Annotated in this window: 22 protein-coding genes and 1 pseudogene; 8 read left to right on the top strand and 15 right to left on the bottom strand. The window is 49.5% G+C overall.

Features of this window, described 5'->3' with window-relative positions:
• Positions 1 to 94 precede the first annotated feature (94 nt).
• The 3 genes from hslR (at position 95) to pckA (ending at position 3,490) form a co-directional block, all read left to right on the top strand.
• Positions 95 to 493 (top strand): ribosome-associated heat shock protein Hsp15, encoded by a 399-nt coding sequence (hslR, locus tag K0504_RS09425; RefSeq protein ID WP_220103932.1) that lies wholly within the window; start codon positions 95 to 97, stop codon positions 491 to 493.
• 332 nt (positions 494 to 825) lie between these two features.
• Positions 826 to 1,689: an Hsp33 family molecular chaperone HslO gene (gene hslO, locus K0504_RS09420; RefSeq protein ID WP_404822998.1), complete on the top strand. Its 864-nt coding sequence runs from the start codon at positions 826 to 828 to the stop codon at positions 1,687 to 1,689.
• A gap of 199 nt (positions 1,690 to 1,888) precedes the next feature.
• On the top strand, positions 1,889 to 3,490 hold the full coding sequence (pckA, locus tag K0504_RS09415) for a phosphoenolpyruvate carboxykinase (ATP) (protein WP_220103956.1): 1,602 nt from the start codon (positions 1,889 to 1,891) through the stop codon (positions 3,488 to 3,490).
• 132 nt (positions 3,491 to 3,622) lie between these two features.
• Here the strand turns inward: pckA and envZ are convergent, their stop codons facing one another.
• Entirely contained in the window at positions 3,623 to 4,927 is a 1,305-nt protein-coding gene (gene envZ, locus K0504_RS09410; RefSeq protein ID WP_225918065.1) for a two-component system sensor histidine kinase EnvZ, read from the bottom strand.
• Positions 4,928 to 4,937: 10 nt separating this feature from the next.
• Entirely contained in the window at positions 4,938 to 5,660 is a 723-nt protein-coding gene (gene ompR, locus K0504_RS09405; protein ID WP_220103930.1) for an osmolarity response regulator transcription factor OmpR, read from the bottom strand.
• Positions 5,661 to 5,842: 182 nt separating this feature from the next.
• Here ompR and greB point away from each other — a divergent pair.
• Together greB and K0504_RS09395 are read left to right on the top strand one after the other, a co-directional pair.
• Positions 5,843 to 6,327, top strand: a pseudogene (greB, locus tag K0504_RS09400) (transcription elongation factor GreB).
• A gap of 26 nt (positions 6,328 to 6,353) precedes the next feature.
• Positions 6,354 to 8,639 (top strand): Tex family protein, encoded by a 2,286-nt coding sequence (locus K0504_RS09395; protein ID WP_220103929.1) that lies wholly within the window; start codon positions 6,354 to 6,356, stop codon positions 8,637 to 8,639.
• Between the two features lie 34 nt (positions 8,640 to 8,673).
• Here the strand turns inward: K0504_RS09395 and K0504_RS09390 are convergent, their stop codons facing one another.
• The 3 genes from K0504_RS09390 to bioH all read right to left on the bottom strand — a co-directional run bounded on the left by K0504_RS09390 (position 8,674) and on the right by bioH (position 10,737).
• Positions 8,674 to 9,597 (bottom strand): putative metalloprotease CJM1_0395 family protein, encoded by a 924-nt coding sequence (locus K0504_RS09390; protein ID WP_220103928.1) that lies wholly within the window; start codon positions 9,595 to 9,597, stop codon positions 8,674 to 8,676.
• 8 nt (positions 9,598 to 9,605) lie between these two features.
• Positions 9,606 to 9,845 carry a hypothetical protein gene (locus K0504_RS09385; protein WP_220103927.1) on the bottom strand — a complete coding sequence of 80 codons (240 nt, stop codon included), beginning with the start codon at positions 9,843 to 9,845 and terminating at the stop codon, positions 9,606 to 9,608.
• Positions 9,846 to 9,996: 151 nt separating this feature from the next.
• Positions 9,997 to 10,737 carry a pimeloyl-ACP methyl ester esterase BioH gene (gene bioH, locus K0504_RS09380; protein WP_220103926.1) on the bottom strand — a complete coding sequence of 247 codons (741 nt, stop codon included), beginning with the start codon at positions 10,735 to 10,737 and terminating at the stop codon, positions 9,997 to 9,999.
• Between the two features lie 57 nt (positions 10,738 to 10,794).
• Between bioH and K0504_RS09375 the strand changes: the two genes are divergently transcribed.
• The gene (locus K0504_RS09375; protein WP_220103925.1) at positions 10,795 to 11,547 is read left to right on the top strand and encodes a ComF family protein; all 753 of its coding nucleotides are present in this window, start codon (positions 10,795 to 10,797) and stop codon (positions 11,545 to 11,547) included.
• Positions 11,548 to 11,625: 78 nt separating this feature from the next.
• Complete coding sequence (gene nfuA / locus K0504_RS09370; protein ID WP_220103924.1) at positions 11,626 to 12,204, top strand: Fe-S biogenesis protein NfuA; 579 nt, start codon at positions 11,626 to 11,628, stop codon at positions 12,202 to 12,204.
• A gap of 80 nt (positions 12,205 to 12,284) precedes the next feature.
• On the opposite strand, the gene K0504_RS09365 is transcribed toward nfuA, so the two are convergent.
• The 6 genes from K0504_RS09365 to K0504_RS09340 form a co-directional block, all read right to left on the bottom strand.
• Positions 12,285 to 13,625, bottom strand: a complete 1,341-nt coding sequence (locus tag K0504_RS09365; RefSeq protein WP_220103923.1) for an MATE family efflux transporter — start codon at positions 13,623 to 13,625, stop codon at positions 12,285 to 12,287.
• Positions 13,625 to 14,296, bottom strand: a complete 672-nt coding sequence (locus tag K0504_RS09360; protein WP_220103922.1) for an SCO family protein — start codon at positions 14,294 to 14,296, stop codon at positions 13,625 to 13,627. Before K0504_RS09360 ends, K0504_RS09365 begins: the two co-directional genes overlap by 1 nt.
• Positions 14,297 to 14,322: 26 nt before the next feature.
• Positions 14,323 to 15,240, bottom strand: a complete 918-nt coding sequence (gene cyoE / locus K0504_RS09355) for a heme o synthase (RefSeq protein WP_220103921.1) — start codon at positions 15,238 to 15,240, stop codon at positions 14,323 to 14,325.
• Positions 15,233 to 16,216 carry a COX15/CtaA family protein gene (locus K0504_RS09350; RefSeq protein WP_220103920.1) on the bottom strand — a complete coding sequence of 328 codons (984 nt, stop codon included), beginning with the start codon at positions 16,214 to 16,216 and terminating at the stop codon, positions 15,233 to 15,235. Before K0504_RS09350 ends, cyoE begins: the two co-directional genes overlap by 8 nt.
• A gap of 2 nt (positions 16,217 to 16,218) precedes the next feature.
• Positions 16,219 to 16,749: a hypothetical protein gene (locus K0504_RS09345; protein ID WP_220103919.1), complete on the bottom strand. Its 531-nt coding sequence runs from the start codon at positions 16,747 to 16,749 to the stop codon at positions 16,219 to 16,221.
• A gap of 77 nt (positions 16,750 to 16,826) precedes the next feature.
• Positions 16,827 to 17,516, bottom strand: coding sequence for an SURF1 family protein (locus tag K0504_RS09340; protein ID WP_220103918.1), 690 nt, complete (start codon positions 17,514 to 17,516; stop codon positions 16,827 to 16,829).
• A 39-nt stretch (positions 17,517 to 17,555) separates the two neighbouring features.
• Between K0504_RS09340 and K0504_RS09335 the strand changes: the two genes are divergently transcribed.
• Entirely contained in the window at positions 17,556 to 17,780 is a 225-nt protein-coding gene (locus K0504_RS09335) for a DUF2909 family protein (protein WP_220103917.1), read from the top strand.
• Here the strand turns inward: K0504_RS09335 and K0504_RS09330 are convergent.
• Genes K0504_RS09330 through coxB form a run of 4 tightly spaced genes read right to left on the bottom strand, consistent with a single transcriptional unit; the run spans position 17,777 to position 21,937 of the window.
• A complete protein-coding gene (locus K0504_RS09330) occupies positions 17,777 to 18,652 on the bottom strand; it encodes a cytochrome c oxidase subunit 3 (protein ID WP_220103916.1) in 876 nt (291 codons plus the stop codon). The two genes, K0504_RS09335 and K0504_RS09330, sit on opposite strands and share 4 nt — an antisense overlap.
• Before the next feature lie 12 nt (positions 18,653 to 18,664).
• Positions 18,665 to 19,252, bottom strand: a complete 588-nt coding sequence (locus K0504_RS09325) for a cytochrome c oxidase assembly protein (RefSeq protein ID WP_220103915.1) — start codon at positions 19,250 to 19,252, stop codon at positions 18,665 to 18,667.
• Entirely contained in the window at positions 19,249 to 20,859 is a 1,611-nt protein-coding gene (gene ctaD / locus K0504_RS09320; RefSeq protein ID WP_220103914.1) for a cytochrome c oxidase subunit I, read from the bottom strand. The genes K0504_RS09325 and ctaD overlap by 4 nt, the downstream gene beginning before the upstream one ends.
• Before the next feature lie 10 nt (positions 20,860 to 20,869).
• A complete protein-coding gene (coxB, locus tag K0504_RS09315; RefSeq protein ID WP_220103954.1) occupies positions 20,870 to 21,937 on the bottom strand; it encodes a cytochrome c oxidase subunit II in 1,068 nt (355 codons plus the stop codon).
• Between the last annotated feature and the right edge of the window lie 97 nt (positions 21,938 to 22,034).

Below are 22,034 nucleotides of genomic sequence, written 5' to 3'. Positions count from 1 at the left end.
GACAACCCAAGTCATGGCTGTTTTCACACTATCTTCTAATTTCTGTTAGTGTTTCTAGCGCTATGTCACTTGTTTTGTTAACAGAGAGTTGAGCATGTCGTGTTCGAGTAACATTCGCTTAGACAAATGGCTGTGGGCCGCCCGCTTTTATAAAACCCGTTCAATTGCCCAACAAATGGTGCAAGGCGGTAAGGTTCGCTACAACGGTCAGCGCTGCAAACCGAGCAAAACGATTGAAGTGGGAGCCACTGTTCGCATTAGCCAAGGCTTTGTCGACCAAACTGTGGTGATCCAAGAATTGAGCGGAACCCGCCGAAGTGCACCGGAAGCTCAACGTTTGTATCAAGAAACAGCAGAAAGTAAGCAACAACGAGAGCAGCTGCAACAACAGCGAAAATTAGCGTTTGATAGTAAAACAGCGCCACCCACCAAGCCCGATAAGAAACAACGCCGCGAACTACTGCAACTAAAATCGCGTCAGCGTGAGTCTTAACCATGCCCCTTCGGTCGTAGTTTAACGACGGAGTAATGACAGTTTTATGAAAGCCATTTGGCAAGATGGCAACCTACCTTTCACTTTCCATCACTTGAGTTTTTCAGCCAAGGTATTGAGATTCATTCAGAAACGAGATTATTGCTTGGTCCTAGGTATATAATCGCGCCGTTTTTAGGCCTTTTCGGCCTCAATCGAATGAGTAATGATAATAATTTTTTATCAAAAACTTTTTGTGAACCATGCCGTGTTGCCGAACTTTTAGATACACTCAATTTTTGAGTAACGTTTAACGCAAACACGATTAGCTAATTTGAGGACTTACTCACGTGATTCAACCAGATGCTGACCTGCTGCACCGTTACCTATTTGAGCAGCGCGATTGCCGTGGCGAGTTGGTGCAACTGCACGACACTTACGCCCGCATAATTGAAGGGCACGACTACCCGCAGGTTATCGCCAAGCTATTGGGCGAAGCCCTCGCTGCCACATGCTTATTAACTGCCACGCTAAAGTTTGAAGGTGAAATAACTGTTCAAATTCAAGGTGATGGACCATTATCTTTATTGGTTATCAATGGCCGTAACGATCAGAGCATGCGCGGCATTGCTCGCTTAAAAAGCCACGCTGGCTCGGACATGGGATTTCAACAACTGATTGGCCATGGCCAAATGGTGATTACCGTTGCCCCCGATCAAGGTGAGCGTTATCAAGGCATTGTTGAACTGAGTGAAGCGACATTTAGTGCCTGCCTCGAACAGTACTTTATTCGCTCTGAACAGTTAGCTACTTGCCTCAAGCTATTTGCCGACGCCGAATCGCAGCAGTGTGGCGGTATTTTATTGCAAGCATTGCCCCAGCAAAACGATGCTGATGACTTTCAACATTTGCAGGTGTTGACCAGCACACTCAAGGCTGGAGAGCTATTCGACCTGCCTGCGGAGCAGGTACTTCACCGCTTGTTTCACGAAGAAAATGTCACCCTTTACCCAGCTCAATCGGTCTGTTTTAAATGCAGCTGCTCTCGCGAGCGTAGCAAGCAGGCTTTATTGTCTATGGGGAAAGACGAAGTATTACAGCTATTTAGCGAGCAAGAGCAGGTGGATATTCACTGCCAATATTGCAATAGCCACCATGTTTTCAATCAAGAAGACATGATTGAATTGTTTGGTAAGACCAACCCTTCAATTCATTAGTTTTTCTTGGGGGCCGATTTATGACCCCCAAATTTGTGACGTTGATCGGTTAACACCGTTGATAACGTCTTATTTTTTGATCTGGCAACAGGACTGCCAGAGTGCCGAGCGACAACAATGTCTAACCAGAAAGATAATAAACTAAACCTACAACCCTACACCTTAAAACTAGGAGAACGACATGACTGTGGACGCTCCGATCCAAACACTCGATCTTACGAAGTACGGCATAGAAGATACCGTTGAGATCATCCGCAATCCGTCATACGAACAGCTTTTCGAAGCTGAAACTGATCCGTCACTAGAAGGCTTCGAACGAGGCATCGTAACGGCAAACGGCACTGTAGCTGTCGATACCGGCATCTTCACCGGCCGCTCGCCCAAAGACAAATGGATTGTCTGCGACGACGCCACACGCGAAAACATGTGGTGGACCTCTGAAAAAGCCAAAAACGACAACAAGCCAATTACCCAAGAAGTCTGGAATGACCTCAAGGCATTGGTTACTCAACAACTTTCCGGCAAAAAACTTTACGTCGTGGACACCTTCTGTGGCACCAACCCAGATACTCGTCTGAAAGTTCGCTTTATTGTTGAAGTTGCATGGCAAGCCCATTTCGTGACCAATATGTTCCTGCGCCCCACCGAGGCGGAGCTGGAAGATTATGAGCCTGACTTCGTTGTCATGAATGGCTCCAAAACAACCAATCCTAAATGGCGTGAACACGGCCTGAATTCCGAAAACTTCACTGTGTTCAACATGACCGAGAAGATGCAAGTCATCGGCGGCACCTGGTACGGTGGCGAGATGAAAAAAGGCATGTTCGCCATGATGAACTACTACCTGCCATTGCGCGGCATCGCCTCCATGCATGCCTCTGCAAACGTTGGCCAAGACGGCGACACAGCTATTTTCTTTGGCTTATCAGGTACCGGTAAAACCACCCTTTCTACCGATCCAAAACGTGCACTCATCGGTGATGACGAGCATGGCTGGGACGATGAAGGCGTGTTTAACTACGAAGGTGGCTGCTACGCCAAAACTATCAACCTAAGTAAAGAAGCCGAACCAGATATTTATAACGCGATTAAGCGCGATGCACTGTTAGAAAATGTGGTGGTACGGGACGATGGCTCTGTCGACTACGACGACACCTCCAAAACTCAAAATGGGCGCGTGTCCTACCCGATCTACCACATTGAGAATATCGTCAAGCCCGTTTCCAAAGCCGGCCATGCCAACAAAGTGATCTTCCTAACAGCAGATGCATTCGGCGTGCTGCCTCCGGTTTCTAAGTTAACAGCTGAGCAAACCAAGTATCACTTCCTTAGCGGCTTCACTGCCAAGCTAGCAGGTACTGAGCGTGGTATTACCGAGCCAACGCCAACCTTCTCCGCTTGCTTCGGTGCTGCATTCTTAACGCTGCACCCAACCAAGTATGCGGAAGTGCTGGTAAAACGCATGGAGTCTGCAGGTGCGGAAGCTTATTTGGTGAATACTGGCTGGAATGGCTCAGGCAAGCGGATCTCTATTCAAGATACCCGCGGTATTATCGATGCCATTCTCGATGATTCCATTGAGAAAGCAGAAACCAAGCAAGTACCGATCTTCAATCTTGAAGTACCAACGGCACTGCCTGGTGTGGATCCAGCCATTTTGGATCCTCGTGATACCTACGCAGATGTTGCTGACTGGCAAGCCAAAGCAGAAGATCTGGCAAGCCGCTTCATTAAAAACTTTGAGAAGTACACCGACAACGATGCTGGCGCAGCACTCGTTGACGCAGGACCGAAAGTGTAACGGTTAATCGCTTCCAACTAAAAAACCCGCCTCGGCGGGTTTTTTATTGCTCTGTGATGTTTAGCGGTGCCATCCCATGTTACATGACCATGAGCAGGCGCTCTCCGTTTGAACTGGCTCGGCAAGCTCTCACTAGCTAATCGGCAATTCAATCCGAGCCATTAAGCCCTGACCATTAACATTCTTCAGTGAGACTTTGCCGCCATGGGACAATACGATTCGACGAATGATTGCCAAACCTAAGCCGCTACCCTCACTACCGCGAGCTTTATCGCCTTGGGTAAACGGCTCAAACACATTTTGTAGTTCGTCGTCGGGTATTCCAACGCCATGATCACGGACAGTAAGCCAAATTTTTTGATTTGCAGAATCAATGCCTGTTGCTAAATCAACAGGCGGCTCTCCATGACGCAATGCATTTTCCACCAAGTTTGCGACCACCCGCTTGATGGTGACGCGTCGCAACGGAATCTCAGGTAATTGCGCGTCAGGATTGAAGTGAATCGCAACATCCCGCACTTCTTCGGCCAGCACCACTTCAGAAACAATATCATTGAGTTGATAGGGTTCGAGCGACTCGTCTTTGTGATGACGAATGTAATCAATGAATTGATCAATAATGGCATTCATGTCGTCAATGTCCTGCACAATGCCATCGCGCAACCAATCATCATGATCCGACATCATTTCACTCGCTAACCGAATCCGTGTCAGCGGGGTACGCAAATCGTGGGAAATGCCGGCCATTAATAAATTGCGGTCTCCCTCGAGACGCTTGATACCATTGGCCATATGATTAAAAGCACGAGTCACTTCCATCACATCTTGAGTGCCTGACTCTTTTAAGGTTTCAGGCATGTCGCCTCGAGCCACTTTTAAGGCCGCGATGCGCAGTGCTTTTAGTGGCCTATTGAGTTGCCGAGCAAACAGCCAGCCACCAAACACACTTAAACCGCCAATAATAGCCAGATACATGGGTAACGGCGAAAAATCGCTCTCTTCAAGCTGTTTCATTGGCACCCGCAACCACAATTCTGGTGCCTGCGGCGCATTGACCCACACAATGTAATTAGAGCCTTGCTCAATGCGGATCTGAGCATTACCACCAAGCTCATTGCTCATTTGTTCGGACAGCAAAGAGTAAGGCGTGGCCGATGCCAACCCTTCAGCCATGGCTTGCGGTTCAATAAATATTTCAATGCCGGTACTCGACAGCATCCGAGCCTTGAGCGCGGGCGCCAGCATCTTATTACCCGGATTATGATCGTCCAGCACCAAGCGCACCTGATTGCCAAGCAGGTGAACAATTTGCTCATAAGAAGGTTTGATGACGTACAACGCCACCATAAAGTAAGACACCATTTGCGTCAGTAGCAATAAACTACCAATCAGCAATACGGTTTGCCCGAACGCACTGCGGGGCCAAATCCGGATCATTTAACCGCCTTTAAACGGAAGTGCCATCGGGCACGAACACATAACCCAATCCCCATACCGTTTGCAGGTAACGAGGGTTTGATGGGTCTTGTTCGAGCATCCTTCGCAAACGTGAAACTTGAACATCAATCGAGCGCTCAAGTGCAGAGTAGTCGCGGCCACGCGCAAGATTCATCAGTTTATCGCGCGATAGCGGCTCTCGAGGGTGCGTCACCAATGCTTTTAGCACCGCGAACTCACCGCTTGTCAGCGTCAGCGGCTCGCCCAATTGCGACATTTCACGTGTCGCCAGGTTCAATTTGAAATCACCAAATTCAACAATGGTTTCTTCATGAGCAGGCGCACCAGGAACTTCTTGCGTTTTACGGCGTAACACCGCTCGAATACGGGCAAGTAGTTCACGCGGGTTAAACGGCTTGGCCAAATAATCATCGGCGCCCAATTCTAGGCCGATAATGCGATCGACTTCATCACCCTTAGCGGTCAGCATAATAATGGGCAATTCATTGTTCTGTTGACGCATTCGACGGCAAATCGATAGCCCGTCTTCGCCCGGCAACATTAAATCCAGCACCATCAAATGAAAATTCTCTCGCTCCAGTAAGCGATCCATTTGTTCGGCATTTGGTGCCACACGCACCTGATAGCCTTGTTCAACTAAATATCGCTCCAGCAAAGCTCGCAAGCGCATGTCATCGTCTACTACCAGAATTTTGGTACTTTCCTGATTCATGAAAGCCTCCTTTTTCGATCACTATAGTGTGCCCCAAGCAAATGAAGCAAAACATTGAATGCAAATGAGATCAGCGTTTTGTTACAAATTATGTGACAAGCGCAGTCAAGGCTATCTTGGAATTACGTTAATTGGCCGCATATTAAAACCATTGCATCTTCACAAGCCCATATTACCGCCGCATGAAAACAAACCTGATCACCCGCGAGGGCTGGCATCAACTAGACCAAGAACTGAAATACCTTTGGAAAGAAGAACGGCCACGGGTGACTCAATCGGTATCAGAAGCTGCAGCACTTGGTGATCGCAGTGAGAATGCGGAATGGTTTACGGAAAAAAGCGACTACGGGAAATCGATCGGCGGTTACGTTTTTTAATGAAGCGCTTGGAAGTGTTAGAGATCGTCGATTACTCACCCCAGCAAGATGGCAAAGTCTTTTTTGGCGCCTATGTCGAAGTGGAAAATGATGATGGTGAACTCGCTCATTATCGAATTGTTGGCACTGACGAAATTGACGTAAAAAAGAAACACATCACCATTAACTCCCCCATGGCCAGGGCGCTCATCGGTAAGCAAGAAGACGACGAGATTCAGGTGCAAACACCTGAAGGCACCAAGATTTGGTACATCAATAAAATTCAATATACGCCGTTTGCAAACGCATAACCGGCAACGAATGTTTAAGAGATCCCATGCAAAACATTGCTCAACAAATTGCGGCTGAATTAAACGCAGCCACGGCTCAGGTCAATGCTGCCATCACACTATTAGATGAAGGCGCAACAGTACCGTTTATCGCTCGCTATCGAAAAGAAGTGACTGGCGGCTTAGACGACACCCAATTACGCAACCTAGAGCAACGACTGCACTACATTCGCGAATTGAATGATCGTCGCCAAAGCATTCTCAAGGCCATTGATCAGCAAGGCAAACTGACTGAAGAGTTGAAACAAGCTATTGGCAATGCCGATAATAAATCTCAACTCGAAGATCTGTATTTACCCTATAAACAAAAGCGCCGCACAAAAGGCCAAATCGCCATCGAAGCCGGTTTAGAGCCATTAGCTGAAGCGCTATTAACAGCGTCATCCGGCGAGCCTGAGCAAATGGCTCAGGCGTACATTAGCCCTGACAAAGGCATTGCTGACAGCAAAGCAGCCCTAGATGGCGCCCGTTATATTTTGATGGAACGTTTAGCTGTAGATAGCCAGTTAGTTGGCCAGTCGCGTAATCATTTAAAACGTCATGGCGTGCTCAGCGCCACCGTCCTCAATGGGCAAGAGCAGAACGGCCAGAAATTTAGCGATTATTTCGACCACAGTGAGCCCCTTAACAAGGTTCCTTCACATCGTGCGCTTGCCATGTTGCGGGGCCGCAACGAAGGCGTTTTGCAGTTGAAGGTCACCCTGCCGGACGATATCGAACCCGGCGATCAATTGGTTGCAGGCCATTTGCGACTGTCTGCCGACCAATCGACGCTTGGCCGTTGGCGACAACAGCTGGCGCAATGGACATGGCGCATTAAACTACTGATGCAATTAGAAAATGAGTTGATTGGTCAGCTCCGCGAACAAGCTGAAGATGAAGCGATTTCGGTATTCGCGCGCAACCTTAACGATTTGCTAATGGCTGCGCCTGCAGGCCATAAAGCCACTCTTGGCTTAGATCCGGGCTTACGCACGGGCGTGAAAGTTGCCGTTGTAGACGGCACTGGCAAGTTACTCGATACCGCCACCATCTACCCTCATGTTCCTAAACAACAATGGCAACAATCGTTAGCGACCTTGGCAACGTTAATCAAGCGTCACTCGGTCAATTTAATCGCCATAGGAAACGGTACGGCTTCGCGTGAAACCGATAAACTTGCCGCCGAACTGATCCAAGCGATGGGTCTTCCTGAGCTACAAAAAATCATGGTTAGCGAAGCTGGCGCGTCCGTGTATTCGGCGTCAGAGTTGGCCGCCAATGAGTTTCCTGATCTCGATGTTTCGCTTCGTGGAGCCGTATCAATTGCCCGTAGGCTGCAAGATCCGCTCGCCGAATTAGTGAAAATTGACCCTAAAAGCATTGGCGTTGGCCAGTACCAACATGATGTCAACCAAACGCAACTCGGCACTAGCTTGACCAACGTGGTTGAGGATTGTGTAAATGCGGTGGGCGTTGATGTGAATACGGCATCAGCGCCATTACTCACTCGAGTCGCTGGTCTCAACCGAGTTTTGGCACAAAACATCGTCGATTATCGCGATGCTAATGGCGCGTTCGCCCAACGTAAGCAGTTATTGAAAGTGGCGCGACTGGGCGCCAAAACGTACGAGCAATGCGCCGGATTTTTGCGTATCAGTAATGGTAAAAATCCACTCGATGCGTCTTCCGTTCACCCTGAAGCCTATCCTGTTGTTGAGCGAATTTTGTCACGCAATGGTTGGCAAATCAGCGATGTTATGGGGCAAAGTGGCGCTTTAAAAAGGTTAAATATCAGCGACTACACTGACGACAAATTTGGTGTTCCAACGGTAACCGATATTGTTGTTGAGCTTGAAAAACCCGGCCGCGATCCTCGTCCTGAATTTACCACAGCCACCTTCAAAGATGGGGTTGAAACTCTTGCAGATCTGAAACCAAACATGATCCTTGAAGGGGTTGTTACCAACGTCACCAACTTCGGTGCTTTTGTTGATATTGGTGTTCATCAAGACGGCTTAGTCCACATTTCCGCACTGGCAGATCGTTACATCAGCAACCCTGCAGATGTGGTCAAAGCCGGCCAAGTGGTCAAAGTGAAGGTGATGGAAGTCGATATTGCCCGCAAGCGCATTGCCCTGACGATGAGGATGGGCGATGTTGCAGAAAACAAACCCTCCGAGGGCCGCAAGCCACAACGCTCTTCCGCACCAGCTAAACACCAGGGGCAAGCCAAAAGTGCGCCGGTCAATAATGCCTTTGCCGACGCCTTTGCTAAGGCAAAAAGAAAATAAAAGATGGGAAGTTGGTCAAGCTTGATAAGCGGCGTTAAACGCTGCCTATCAAGATACCGGCAGAGCTTAAACTACTGCGCTGATAAGTATCGGCAATCACCGCGTTACGCATTGCCATTTGAGCAATGGTTTGCTTATCACTAAGAGGGCCTTGCTTTTCTTCTTGCAACGTTTCTTTATCTTGCCCTTGCAAGTTTTGCGTGGCATCGGCAACCGCTTCGCTAAATCGGCGGCGGTTTGATTGGTAGGCTTCATCGTCACCCGTGTCACCGGCGGCAATTTGCGCCTGAGCTTCCGCAATAAGCTGAACCGCTTCTTGCGCCACTCGACGATCTTGTGCTGACGGTTCAGCCGGAGCAGTAGCTGCAGCTTGAATTTGACGCATCTTGCGGATGGTTGCGACCGGATCGTTGGGTACCGGCGAAACATCAATGGACACTTCACCAGACACAGCATAAAGCACACCATCGGGGCCACGCTCATAACTATATTTGGGCGCGCCTGCATACTGACCGCCAACCGCAGAGTGGGTTTGCTCGTGGGCAATCACTTCGCGGTCGCGAGCTTCTAGCGCATCAATTTCCTGTTGCTCAATCGCTTGTTGCTGATCGGTTTGCTCACGTTCAGCTTGGCGTTGCTGTTGCTCGGTATTTTCACCACGTTCTTCGCCTTGCTCTTGTGAGCTGTCACCAATGGCCTCGATGCCTTCTTCGGACTCATTTTCAACGGTGTCGAGACTCTCAAAGGCATTGTCTGAAGCAACCAAGCGTTGGCGATTGTCTTTGGTTTGGGGCCGTTGCTGTTCTTGATCTTTGGCGATGCCCGGCTCGCGAGGAAAGCCCTCTGTTTGCGCGGGTTGCCGAATGATCTCGCGCACTTTGTTGTCATGCGCAACCGCCTGAGTCTGCGGATTTACCGGACTCACGGGCACATGGGCAAAGTTAGAAACGAGATTCATAATCGTGCTTACACTTTAGTGTCAATCAATGTGCCGACCATATCGTCGGCTGTTTGTATCACTTTAGTACCCGCTAAACTGAGGATTTCAGCTTTCTTCAGTTCGACAACTGGGCCAATTAAATTACTGCTAGAAAGTTCGGAAGTTTCAGGCTCAACCACAACTTCAGCAATCTCTTGCGCGCTCTGAGACGCGGTATAGAAAGCCTGATTAACTAGGTTAATTCCCGATTGATGAATACTGTTCATGTCGACCCCCTCCAAACAGAAGCTGTTTAATTATCGTACAAACAATAACAAAATGAAAGCTTTTAACAGTTTAAAGCGAGAAGCTGAACAGCGGCTGAACCCGCGTCAGAATAACGTTTATTGCTATATTTTTGACACTAAGCGCACTCACTTAATCGAGCTTGCCCGTCGCACGTAATAGCCATTCGGTCGATTCTTCTGGGTGACTAATAAACGGTGCGTGAGAGGCTTTGGGTAACACGGTAGCGACGCCTTGAATGGATTCAGCCAACGCAACCGGCACTAGTGAATCCAGCTTACCAAGCAGCCAATGCTGTGGGGGCTGAGTTGCAACATCGCGAAAATCCACCTGCTGCAGTAAAGCTAAGCCTTGTTGAAGGGCAATGTCATTTGGCGCCGGATGAGCTGAAAGCTGCGCCTTGATTTGGCGAATGTCCTGCTTAGCAGACTCACTTCCCATTGCTTGGATTGCCAAAAACCGTTCGATGGTTTTACCGGGGTTCTGGCTTAATTGTTCAACGAATTGGGCAAGCACCTGTGGCTTAATGCCGCGCCACGGTTCGACTGCCGGAAAATGAGGTGTCGTCGCCACTAATAATTGTGCCGAGACACGTTCAGGATGGCGCTGCGCTAAACGCTGAACGAGTAAGCCTCCGAGCGACCAGCCTAACCAATACGCTTGCTCAGGCAGTTTCGGTAATAGCGCATCAAGCCATTCGTCCAGATCAGCGTTGTCACATGCTGCGCTGCCACCAAACCCTGGTAAATGAACTAAATGACAGCAAAAGTGCTGCTTCAGGCGCTCCGCCCACGATTCGAAAATCGCCCCATTCATGCCCCACCCGTGGAGTAGGACTAAATCGTCGCCATTGCCAATTCGCATTACTGTCATCTGAGATCCATACTGGTTAAGCCAACGGATTTGGCTACATCAACAATCAAGGACGACATGGTAAGAACTTTTACGTGGAACGCCAAGTGGCAACAAATACGTGGTGTAGTGACTGCGCTTTCAGGGCGCCTACTAAAGCCTCGGTGCGCCTTGTGCCAACTCCCCACAAACAATACGCGCCGACCAACCTTATGTGCACCTTGCTATGATCGACTTCCGCTCTCAGAACAAGCCTGTAGCTGTTGTGGCTTACCGTTAAAACATCAAGTCAGCCCAAATGGCCCGCAACTACTTCTCTGTGGCCATTGTCAGCAAGAGGATTCTGCTGTTAATAGGATGGTTGCATTAGGCTGGTACCAAACTCATATCCAACATTTGATGCAACGATTCAAATACCACGGCGATCAAGTGGCTGGCCGTGCACTAACAGCAGCCTGGTTAACGCGCTGTGTGGACGTTGATATGCCGCAAGTGCTGATCCCCGTGCCCAGTCATCAAAGTAAAATGCGTCAACGTGGATTCAACCCCGCCAGCGTGATCGCGCAAGACTTCGCTCACTATCACCAATTACCGTTAGATGAATCCTGTTGTGCTCGAATAATTGGAGGAACCAGCCAAGCCGGAACCAACAAAGCTCAGCGCAAACGGCAAGTCAATGGCATGTATCAGGTTGAACCGTGCAATTATCATCACATTGCCATTGTTGATGATGTGGTGACCACGCAAGCCACGGTAAACAACCTCGCGCAGCAATTCAAAAACCATGGTGTAGAGCGAGTTGATGTCTGGTGCATTGCACGGACACCGTAATGGATAGCTTGTGTCCGCCGAGGTAATAGCGTTACAATTACCCAAGTAAATTTGTCAAGTATTATGACTGAGCCCGATATGATTGATATTTCTCCAGAAGCACAAGCTCATTTTGTTAAGTTGCTGAGTCAGCAGCCCGACAACACGCGGATCCGCGTTTTTGTTATTAATCCGGGCACGCCAAGCGCTGAGTGCGGCGTATCTTACTGCCCAGAAAACGCCGTAGAAGACAGCGACGAGCTGTTTCCGTACGATGGTTTTGACGCCGTGGTTGACGCAGAAAGCAAAGCTTATCTCGACGATGCAGCCATTGATTACGTGACCGATAAACTAGGCGCACAACTAACCTTGAAAGCCCCAAATGCTCGCGTTAAAAAAGTTGACGACAATGCGCCGCTCGTTGAACGCATAAACTACATCTTACAAAGTGAGATCAACCCGCAACTTGCCAATCATGGTGGCAAAGTAGAAATGGTTGAATTGACCGAAGAAGGCTTCGCCATCTTGCAGTTCGGCGGCGGCTGTAATGGTTGCTCAATGGTGGATGTGACGCTTAAAGAAGGCATTGAAAAGCAACTGCTGGAACAGTTTCCAGAAGAGCTCAAAGGTGTCCGTGATGTAACCGAGCACCAGCCCGGCGAGCACTCCTACTACTAGCTCTAACCGTTAGGTACGAGTTGAACACCAATAAAAAAGCCTCGCAATGCGAGGCTTTTTTATTGCGGATGCTTGCTCAGCTAACCTGCTACTTGGCGTAACTGTTTGGGTAAGCACACGGATAAACCGATGCCACGCGCCAGTAGAAAACACAAAAAAGCGATCCACAGTGCATGGTTGCCTTGTGCCTGTAACAACCACCAAACGGGGAAAAACACACCAAAGGCGGCCACTAACATGGTATTACGCATTGGCTTAGCGGCGGCAAAGCCGATAAAAACTCCATCGAGCAAAAAGCACGCAGCTCCAGCCAACGGCAACAAAATAATATACGGCATAAAATTTTGCGCCGTTTCGCGAACCGGCGCTAAGTCAGTCAACAGGCTGATAATCGCAGTACCGAACAGCCAGAACACGGCACTAAACAGCAACGCCAAAATCAAGGTCCAAGCACTATTCACCTGAATTGCAATCGTCGCATCAAGGCGGCATTTTGCCCCTTTTGCCCGCGCCACCATGGCTTCAGCAGCGTAAGCAATGCCATCTAAACCAAGGGCAATAAGCATGAGGAAATTCATCAATACGGCATTGGCGGCAATGGTCGCATCACCTAAACGCGCAGCTTTTGCGGTCATAAAAGCAATACATAGTTGGAGGCTGAGCGAACGAATAAAAATGTCACGATTCATCGCAACCAACGAACTGATGTGGCGCCACTTGAGCCAACTCGCCGGTTGCGCCAGTAACTTGATTAACTTCGGTTGAAGCCGCCACGCCAGCCATAATGCTAACGCCGCCGCACTGTAGTCGGCCAAAACAGTTGCAAGCGCCGCACCTTGTACGCCCCACTTAAAGCCCAGTACAAAGACTAAATCGAGGACAATATTGACGCTGTTCGTAAGAATAATAAGCGCCATCGCCGTGCGACTGCGCTGTAACCCGATGAACCACCCCATCAGAACTAAGTTCATCAATGCTGCTGGCGCCGATAGGATACGGATATCGAAATATAGTTGTGCTTGGATGGCCACCTGAGCCGACGGCTTCATTAAGGCCAATGCAACATGCCAAATAGCACTATTGGCAATCACCACTAACAACCCTAAACCAATAGCGAGCGCCAGCCCTTGCAGCAATACTTGTTGTTGCTGATGACCGTCATCGGCGCCGAGCGCTTGCCCCGCTAACCCCGTAGTCGACATGCGTAAAAAGCCCGCAAGCCAATAAAGCAGCGTCACCACCATGCTACCAACGGCTACGCCGCCGAGATAATACACCTCATCGAGGTGACCAATGACCGCCGTATCGACTAGTCCCAGCAATGGCACTGTTAGGTTAGCAAGGATCATTGGCACAGCGATTTTGCCAACCTTACGGTGCAACTCGATACGTTGCACCGTGGCGATTAGGTTAGCGATCATCAAGGTAACTCAATAGCGCGCTTGAAATCTTCCAGCAGCTGAGAGGCTTTAACGGTAGGTAATTCACCTGCAACGGGCACCGGTTTGAACACGCCATGAATATGACCAGCAGGGTTAATCAAGACTATGGATGCGGAATGATCCACTAAATAGGCATCGCTGTTGTTGCCATCGTAAAGCGCGTAGGCCAAACCAAGATTGCGAGTGAACGGGAATAGATCGGAATGCGGCGCCGTTGCGGCAACGAAAGCAGGATTAAAGTACTCCAGATAGCTTGCTAAGCGCGCCGAATCATCTCGTTGTGGATCAGCACTCACAAACAATACCGTAACGGGTAAATCACTGGCCTCGGCTAATTTGGGATACACGCCGTTTAACATTGCCAACGTCATTGGGCATATATCAGGGCAAAAAGTGTAGCCTAAGAACACCAACGTCCAGCTTCCTTGTAGGCGCTCTCGATTAACCTCTTGTTGATGGTGATCCGTCAGGTGGAAAGGTTGTAATTCCCGTTGCGGTTGGTACACCACCAGCGAGTCGGACTGATAACCATAGCCAGAGGCAACGACTGTGGGTTTTTCCGTCACGTTTTGCTTAATACTGCTAGAGATCCAAAAGCCAACGAGACCAGCGAACACCGCCGCAGCCAAAAACAATAAACGGTTTTTCACAACAACACCTTAGGGCTCAGCAGCGTTCATCCGCTGACAAAATGATCGACCAATATAACCATAAACAAAAGCATAAGGTGAACAATAGAAAAGCGAAAGGTTTTCATGGCCCAAACTGATTCAGGGCCCCACTTTAGGCGCACGGCGTAGTACACGAACATCAAGTTCAGTGCACTACTGCCCAGCAGGTATAACCAACCGTTCATGCCTGCCAAAAATGGGATAAGCCCCACTACAAATAACAGCAAGGTGTAAAGCAGCACGGCCGTTTTGGTAAATTCAACGCCATGGGTAACAGGCAGCATAGGCACGTTAACTCGTGCGTAATCGTTGCGTCGATGGATCGCCAACGCCCAAAAGTGAGGCGGTGTCCACGTGAAGATCAGCATCACCAACAGCAGCGGCTCGGCATCAATCTGGCCAGTTACTGCGGTCCACCCCAGTAAAGGTGGAATAGCGCCCGCTAGCCCGCCAATCACAATATTCTGTGGCGTGGCCCGTTTTAAATACAGGGTATAAACCCCCGCATATCCCACCAAGCCCAGCACCGTCAGCATGGCCGTTAATGGATTCACTAACAGCCACAAGAGCGCAGTGCCTACAAGGCCCAAAATAGCAGCAAAGCCCAGAGCTCTGGGCGCATCAATGACGCCACGAGGAATCGGCCGATGGTGAGTACGAGCCATTTGCTCATCAATGCGCCGGTCGACAACATGATTGAGGACAGCCGCCGCACCTGACACCAATCCAATTCCCACTAAACCAACCACCACGGGTTGCCAAGGTAACCAGCCTTGAGACGCTATGCACATACCAACGAGCGCGGTGAGTAACAACAACATCACCACATTGGGTTTGGTCATTTGGTAATAGTCTGCCCAATTGGCTTCGCCCATAACCCAAGCGCGAAAACTACCACTGTGCACTGTGATTGATCTAGCCATGATGATTTTCTCCGAAGATCCGATGGCGACCGGGGCGAGTCCACATCACCATCAAACTGGCAAATAACAAGGCGGCACCACCGTTATGACCAACGGCAACCGCGATAGGTAAATGAGCAACAACATTCACTAAGCCCAATGAAAACTGCACCGTCACCAGCAACAATAACCACAAGCCAGCAGCTCGACGCTGCTGTTGCATAAGACTCAACGCCGCGGCCAAAACAGCCAGCACCGTCAATACGCCGCCAAAGCGATGAAACACATGAATGGTCATGCGCTGCTGATAGTTGTGGCGACCATATTCGTAACTACCATCGTCACTTTGAGGCAATGAGAAGGCGCCACCAATATCGAATCGTTCTTGCCAACCCGCTTCACAGACTGGCAGCTGGGTGCAGGCGGTGGCAGCATAATTGGCTGATGTCCACCCACCCAGTAAGACTTGCCCCAACACCACAATCAACGCCAATAGCAACCAAGGACTGGTGCGCCTCCCTTCGCTAATTGCAGGTTCAGTTGTTCGCAAGCAACTAACCAGCACGCAAAGCAAAGCCAACGTACAAAAACCACCCAGCAAATGGGCCAAGACTACGAGCGGATTGAGCTTCATGGTCACGGTCCACATACCCAACATGGCTTGAAAAATCACTAACACCAACAAGCCACTGCTCAGTCGCCGAATACTTCCCCCGCGTCGCCAGCCCATCACCGCCAAACACGCAATGAGTAAACCCAATGCACCCGCAAGGTAGCGATGAATCATTTCATTCCAAGCCTTAGTCGGCTCCACCGGCCGTTCAGGAAACGCTCGATTCGCAGCACTAATCGCTTCCTCCGTTTGCGGCACAGCAATAGTGCCATAGCAACCCGGCCAATCTGGGCAGCCCAAACCAGCGTCCGTTAGGCGTGTATAAGCCCCCAGTTGGATCACCAGAAAACCAAGTACAACCGCAACAATGGCAACAACTCTCATGGCTAACTTACCCGAGACAATTTCAGCATCTTGTACAAATCGGATTTAACCCCGCGCCCTTGTTCAGCCGCCTGCTCCATCGGCGTCGGTGGATAGGCCAACATAATGTGGCCAAGTGGATCCATGATTAAAATAGTGCCCGCCGCCTGCCAATTCGCGGGCAAATCGGGTAACTCGTTACGCCAATACAATTGTTGCTCGGCATGATTAGCGGCAGATTTTGGCGCTTGCTCACCAACAGATAGCACCACAACTCGGTTTTGATATTGGCCGAGCGTCAATTTAATGCGTTGTAAATAGCTTTGCATCGGCTCGCATTGTTGCTCACAAATGCCGATTAACGCCCACTCTCGCTGCCAATCGGACTGACGCCACTGGACTCGTTCGACTGGCGGCATCAGCATTTCACCATGGGCGGTAACCCCGCCAGTGAACCATCCCAACCGTAGAATCAAGTAAGCGCAAATCACCGGCGCAGCAAACACCAATAACACCAAGAGTAACGTGCGCTGTGCTGACGTGAGTGCTTTCATATTTTCTCCTGAGTCGCCGCAGACTGAATCTGTTTGGTGGACAACGCGCTGTGCTCGGCTGAGCGCCATGCTCGCCATCAAAACAACAGCAGCAAGATAAAAATGGCCAGTGCAAGTGAATACCACTGCAACGCGTAGCCATAGTGCTTTTCTGGTCCCATCGACAACCATTGCCATTGTCGTGGCAAGCCCCATTCGGCTTGTTCATCGAGTCGCACTAACCACGGCTCTAACGGTAATTGAAGCGCCTCCGATAAAATGGCTGGCGCTTCGGTTTGACTGCGCACCACAGCGCCTTTTCGTTCAATGATTAAAGCGTCATTGAGCACGGGTACACGGCTAGGTAATTTAATGTGCCCTGTTAACCAAACGGTCGTTGGTAATTGCGGTATCGCAGGCCATTCATTTCGGTCTGGTGTTGCTGGTAACCAACCAACGTGAACTAACAAGTGACGGTCTTGATGTTGGGCCGGAACCAACAGCTGATAACCAACCTTGCCCTCGAAGGTTTTGTTATCCAACAACACGCTGCGGCCTGCATCGAGTGTTACCTTGAGCTTCACAGGCATACCGTGGCGTTGCGGTAACGGCGTATTCAGAATGGCAAATAGATCGGCGGGTGCTTGATTGGATTGTGCTTGCAAAGTATCGAGTAGCGCTTGCTTTTGTGCGCCACGCTCGGTTTGCCATAGGCCAAGCTTGACCAACCCTGCGAACACCACCAAGGTAAAAAGACTGAAACTTATCATTCGCCAAGATAGCTGCATTACCACCTTTCTCTAAGTCACCAACAACAAGGGTTATCCATGCATTGGTTTATCAAACTCATCATTGTTGCCCTGCTACTCGTTGCCATTGGCAATTTGGCTTTAGCGCTGCGCCAAATGTTGTCTACTCATTCCAAAGCCGGCAATCGACCTCATATGTCTCACTTCATCGGCCGCCGGTTAATCTTTTCAGCATCGATTGTGATTTTGCTTTTACTGCTCGCCGCTACCGGCCAAATCAGCTTTAATCCACGGCCGTTTTAGATCACGTACACAAACACGAATAAACACAGCCACACCACATCCACAAAATGCCAATACCAACTACCAGCCATAAATGCGAAATGCTGATCGCCTGTGAAGTGGCCTTTGAGGACTCGGCCAAACAACACAATCAGAATGATGGTGCCCAGTGTGACGTGCATGCCGTGAAAACCGGTCAATAAGAAAAAGGTATTGCCGTAGATCCCCGCATCAAGCGTTAAACCCATTTCCACATAGGCGTGGACATATTCTTCGACTTGCAAGAACAAAAAGGCGATGCCCAATACGATGGTCAAGAATAACCAAGCCGTTAAAGCCGTACGCTTACCTTGTTCAAGGCTGACGTGCGCTAGGTGCAAAGTAACGGATGAGATTAACAAAATGATGGTGTTGTATAGGGGGAGCCCATGCCAGCCCATGGCTTGAGTTTCACCGCCATCTGGCATAGAAACTAGTGGCCAATGGGCTGAAAATTCGGGCCAAAGTAAAGCATGGGTCATTTCATTATTATCGGCACCGCCCAGCCAAGGAACGGCGAGCATTCTTGCGTAAAATAGGGCGCCAAAGAATGCTGCAAAAAACATCACTTCTGAAAAAATAAACCAACTCATGCCTTGGCGGAATGAACGATCCATTTGCTCACTGTAGAGTCCCGTCATCGACTCATGGATCACATTGCCAAACCATCCAATCAGCATGATGATCAACAAGGTTGCGCCCGCCAGCAGCAACCACTGACCGTACCCGCCGCCCTGATTCATTTGCTGGACGGCAGTACCGGCACCAACGGCAATCAGAAATAGCGCAACGGCTCCGATAATGGGCCAGCCACTTTGCGCCGGCACATAATATTTTTGATATTGCTGACTCATACCATCATCCTCTTACGGCGCTGCCGTTTGGGCATTCGCTGGCTGGTCGCCACGATTGCTGATGTCGTACAGTGTGTAGGCCAAGGTCAAAGTTCCAATGTCATTTGGCATATCCGGTGCAATATAGAACTGCATCGGCATAACCTTTCGCTCGCCCGGCGCCAGTGGCTGTTGGTTAAAGCAGAAGCACTCCAACTTACGTAAGTACTGCGCGCCTAATCCTGGCGATACACTTGGAATCGCTTGTGCGATGACGGGTCGATTAGTCGGGTTTTCTACCACAAACTCGACTTGCGTCATGACGCCAGGATGAACCTTGATACTTGGCAAGCTTGACTGAAACGGCCAAGCCACACCTTTGGCATTATGGGTAACGAACTGCACTCGAACTTGACGACTCAAATCAGCATCAACAGCAACGGTGCTCACCGCTTCGCTATTGGTCTTGCCGTTCAGCCCAGTGATGTCGCAAAACACGTCGTATAACGGCACCATCGCAAAGCCAAAACCGAACATAGCCGCAACAATCAGCACCAAGCGACCAACAAGTTTTTTGTTGGCTTGTTGGTGCTGGGTTTGGCGGTCGGTTGGCGTATTCATTTGACGGCTGGCGGCGTTTCAAAGGTGTGATAAGGCGCGGGCGACGGCACAGTCCACTCTAATCCTTCGGCCCCCTCCCACGGTTTAGCCGCAGCCTTCTCGCCGCCGCGCGCAGCTTTTACTACCACAACCACGAACAACAACTGCGAAAGACCAAATGCAAAGCCACCGATGGAAACAATTTGATTGACGTCGGCAAATTGCAACGCATAGTCCGGAATACGGCGCGGCATGCCCGCCAGACCTAAGAAATGCATTGGGAAAAACAACACGTTGACCGAAACTAGCGAACACCAAAAGTGCATCTTGGCCCAGAACTCATTAAACATGTGACCGGTCCATTTTGGTAACCAATAATAGGCGGCCGCATAAATAGAAAATATTGCCCCAGTGACCAAAACGTAGTGGAAGTGTGCAACAACAAAATAGGTGTCGTGGTATTGAAAATCGACCGGCGTGATGGCGAGCATGAGGCCGCTAAATCCACCAATGGTAAACAACACCACAAATGCCAATGCAAACAGCATGGGCACTTCAAAAGTCATTGCTCCGCGCCACATGGTGGCAACCCAATTAAACACCTTCACGCCGGTTGGTACCGCAATGAGCATGGTGCAATACATGAAGAACAGCTCACCAAACAATGGCATTCCGGTAGTGAACATATGGTGCGCCCAAACAATAAAGCTCAGACCGGCAATTGACGCAGTCGCATATACCATAGAGGCGTAACCAAACAAGGGCTTGCGGGCAAATGCAGGGATAATCGCCGAGACAATGCCAAACGACGGTAAAATCATGATGTACACCTCTGGATGACCAAAGAACCAGAAGATGTGTTGGAACATCACGGGATCGCCACCACCAGCGGCATCAAAGAAACTGGTGCCAAAGTATTTGTCGGTCAGCACCATGGTGACCACACCAGCAAGCACTGGCATCACTGCAATTAGCAGAAACGCGGTGATTAGCCATGTCCACACAAATAACGGTAATTTCATCCAACTCATGTCAGGGGCACGTAAATTGACAATAGTTACAATCACGTTGATAGCCCCCATGATTGAGGAGATCCCCATGATGTGGACGGAAAACACGAACAACGCAGTGCTGTCCGATGAATACGTGGTTGAAAGGGGCGCGTAGAATGTCCAACCAAACGCCGGCCCGCCTCCTTCCATAAACAATGAGCCCAACAATATTGCAAAGGCAAAAGGTAGAATCCAAAACGACCAATTATTCATACGTGGCAGTGCCATATCTGGCGCGCCAATCATCATCGGGATCATCCAATTGGCAAGCCCCGTGAATGCAGGCATGACCGCACCAAACACCATAATCAGCCCGTGGACTGTGGTCATTTGGTTGAAGAAATTCGGATCGACTAACTGTAAGCCCGGTTGGAATAATTCTGCTCGAATCACCATTGCCATCGCACCACCGACTAAAAACATGGTGAATGCGAAAATTAAATAGAGGGTACCAATGTCTTTATGATTGGTTGTAAGCAGCCAACGCATGATTCCCTTTGGGGCATAATGGTGATGTTCATTGGTTTCGTCATGTTGCTGCGCTGCGATGTCATTTTGCTCGGTCATAGACGTCATAATTGTTTCCTTACATCGCTGCTTTTCGGCGGGCTTCAATATCAGCGGCTTGAATCAGTTCACCGGTATCGTTTCCCCAAGCGTTACGCTCGTAGGTAACGACGGCGGCTAATTCTTTCAGCGATAACTGCTTGCCAAATCCGGCCATCGCAGTTCCGGCTTTGCCGTATAACACAATATCGATATGAGCAGCGGCATCCGTCATCACCATGTCGCTCCCTTTGAGCGCGGGGAACATACCCGGCAGCCCCTGTCCGTTCGGTTGGTGGCAAGCGGCACAAAATTGATCGTAAGTACGTTTACCTAAATCCATTAACTCGTCTTTTGGCATTTGCAAGGCTAATAGTCGTTGTTCTTCCGCTTGCTTTGCTTGTTGCTCCGCTTGCTGCGATGCCAACCATGACTGAAACTCTTCAGGCTCTTTGGCAATAACAACGACCGGCATAAAGCCATGGTCTTTCCCGCATAACTCAGCACATTGACCGCGATAAATGCCTGCGGTCGGGACATTCGTCCATGCTTCGTTAATGAAACCTGGGTTGGCGTCTTTTTTGACGGCGAATTCAGGAACCCACCACGAATGAATAACGTCATCAGAGGTCATCAGAAATCTAACTTTGGTATTGGTTGGGATAACCAACGGGCGGTCTACTTCAAGTAAGTAGTTTTGGCCTTTAGCGAGTTTGTTTTCTATTTGGCGACGAGGGGTGGCAAGCACACTGTAATATTCGAGATCATGTTCGAGGTAACGGTAATGCCACTTCCATTGGCTACCGGTTACGAGCACGGTTAAATCTGCATCATCAGAATTTTCCATCGCAATAAGGGTATTGGTAGCCGGTATTGCCATGCCAATCAAAATGACAAATGGGATAGCAGTCCACAGTAATTCAATTTTGGTGCTTTCGTGAAAGTTGGCGGGTTTTACGCCACGAGATTTTCGATGCCGGACGATGGAGTAAAACATCACGCCGAAGACAAGAAAACCAATGATGCAACAGATGTAGAAGATGGTCATGTGTAGGTCATACACACGATCGCTGATATCGGTCACCCCTTTGGTCAAGTTCAAGGGCATGTCGTTGGCTTTACTTGCGAAACTAGCAAGTAACGTCAGACAGGGTACTACCAATTTTGCCAAATACACCTAGCGTCCTCCAGGTCACATGCAGCAT

Source organism: Neiella holothuriorum, assembly GCF_019457915.1.
Taxonomy (GTDB): Bacteria; Pseudomonadota; Gammaproteobacteria; order Enterobacterales; family Neiellaceae; genus Neiella; species Neiella holothuriorum.
Note: the sequence above shows the minus strand (reverse complement) of the source record. Positions and strands in the feature narration are given on the sequence as shown.

Coding starts and splice junctions, on each gene's coding strand:
- K0504_RS09335 (WP_220103917.1), top strand. CDS start 17,556: ATGCATTGGTTTATCAAACTCATCATTGTTGCCCTGCTACTCGTTGCC.
- K0504_RS09330 (WP_220103916.1), bottom strand. CDS start 18,652: ATGAGTCAGCAATATCAAAAATATTATGTGCCGGCGCAAAGTGGCTGG.
- K0504_RS09390 (WP_220103928.1), bottom strand. CDS start 9,597: ATGAATCTCGTTTCTAACTTTGCCCATGTGCCCGTGAGTCCGGTAAAT.
- K0504_RS09365 (WP_220103923.1), bottom strand. CDS start 13,625: ATGATCGCTAACCTAATCGCCACGGTGCAACGTATCGAGTTGCACCGT.
- K0504_RS09375 (WP_220103925.1), top strand. CDS start 10,795: ATGGTAAGAACTTTTACGTGGAACGCCAAGTGGCAACAAATACGTGGT.
- K0504_RS09345 (WP_220103919.1), bottom strand. CDS start 16,749: ATGAAAGCACTCACGTCAGCACAGCGCACGTTACTCTTGGTGTTATTG.
- K0504_RS09325 (WP_220103915.1), bottom strand. CDS start 19,252: ATGAATACGCCAACCGACCGCCAAACCCAGCACCAACAAGCCAACAAA.
- coxB (WP_220103954.1), bottom strand. CDS start 21,937: ATGCCCTTGAACTTGACCAAAGGGGTGACCGATATCAGCGATCGTGTG.
- ompR (WP_220103930.1), bottom strand. CDS start 5,660: ATGAATCAGGAAAGTACCAAAATTCTGGTAGTAGACGATGACATGCGC.
- cyoE (WP_220103921.1), bottom strand. CDS start 15,240: ATGGCTAGATCAATCACAGTGCACAGTGGTAGTTTTCGCGCTTGGGTT.
- ctaD (WP_220103914.1), bottom strand. CDS start 20,859: ATGACGTCTATGACCGAGCAAAATGACATCGCAGCGCAGCAACATGAC.
- K0504_RS09340 (WP_220103918.1), bottom strand. CDS start 17,516: ATGCAGCTATCTTGGCGAATGATAAGTTTCAGTCTTTTTACCTTGGTG.
- K0504_RS09385 (WP_220103927.1), bottom strand. CDS start 9,845: ATGAACAGTATTCATCAATCGGGAATTAACCTAGTTAATCAGGCTTTC.
- K0504_RS09395 (WP_220103929.1), top strand. CDS start 6,354: ATGCAAAACATTGCTCAACAAATTGCGGCTGAATTAAACGCAGCCACG.
- nfuA (WP_220103924.1), top strand. CDS start 11,626: ATGATTGATATTTCTCCAGAAGCACAAGCTCATTTTGTTAAGTTGCTG.
- K0504_RS09350 (WP_220103920.1), bottom strand. CDS start 16,216: ATGAGAGTTGTTGCCATTGTTGCGGTTGTACTTGGTTTTCTGGTGATC.
- envZ (WP_225918065.1), bottom strand. CDS start 4,927: ATGATCCGGATTTGGCCCCGCAGTGCGTTCGGGCAAACCGTATTGCTG.
- bioH (WP_220103926.1), bottom strand. CDS start 10,737: ATGACAGTAATGCGAATTGGCAATGGCGACGATTTAGTCCTACTCCAC.
- hslR (WP_220103932.1), top strand. CDS start 95: ATGTCGTGTTCGAGTAACATTCGCTTAGACAAATGGCTGTGGGCCGCC.